This is a genomic window from Roseomonas sp. HF4, assembly GCF_005222755.1.
Classification (GTDB): domain Bacteria; phylum Pseudomonadota; class Alphaproteobacteria; order Acetobacterales; family Acetobacteraceae; genus Neoroseomonas.
This window is the reverse complement of the sequence record NZ_STGD01000050.1, coordinates 1-786: the sequence shown is the minus strand read 5'-3', so window position 1 is coordinate 786 and position 786 is coordinate 1. Positions and strand designations below refer to the sequence as shown.

General features: G+C 71.8%; 1 protein-coding gene. It reads right to left on the bottom strand.

Annotated elements, in window-relative coordinates:
- The coding region (locus tag E8M80_RS25635; RefSeq protein WP_170979658.1) for a zinc ribbon domain-containing protein at window positions 1-770 on the bottom strand (770 nt) is incomplete at its 3' end.
- Window positions 771-786: the final 16 nt, after the last annotated feature.

Here is a 786-nt window from a genome sequence, read left to right as displayed (position 1 = left end):
GCAAGGTCACCCCGCAGCGACACCGTGAACTCACCGCGCCGCTCCCCCGGAAAGACCAGGATCGCGTCGATCAGCGCGCGCAGCGCATCGGTCGCCGCCATCGCCGTTGCCTGATCGGCCAGCGCCTGCTCCAGCGCCTCGACCCGGCGCCGGTACAGCGCCGGCAGGTTCGGGTGCAGGACGGGAATCGGCTCCGGCTCACCGGCCATGGCAATCTGCTGGGCGAGGTCCTCCTGGCGCCGCTCGAGATCGCGCAGTTCGGCGGCCATCGCTGCCCCGCCGTGCCCGTCCTTGATCAGCTCGAGCAGGTTGCGGATCTGCCGGGTCAGTTTGGCGTGCTGTTGCTCCAGCCCCGCCTGACGAGCACCGCGCTCCCGGTTCGCCGCGTTGACCTCGGTGACGTAGGTGCGGGCGAACTCCTCAATCAGTTCCGGTGCCAGGAGCCGCTCCTTGAGGCCCACCAGAACGTGGGGCAACAGCACGCCGCGCAGGACCGTGCGGCGGTTCGTGCACGTGCCCCGCTCCACGCGATTGGCGCAGCCGAGCCGGCCATTGCTGCCCATCACCGACATCGGGCCGTTGCAGGCGCCGCAGCGCACCAGGCCGGACAGCGGCCAGCGCGGCCGCCGGGCTGCGGCAAGCCGCCCGCCGCGATTCGTGCCACCCGTCTCCGCCGTCCCCTCCGGGTTCGTGAAGATCCGCCGGGTAGCGGACAGGCGCGCCTGCGCCAGATCCCAGGTCTCCCGATCGATGATGGCGAGGTGCGGCACGGCGGCCGTGATCCAG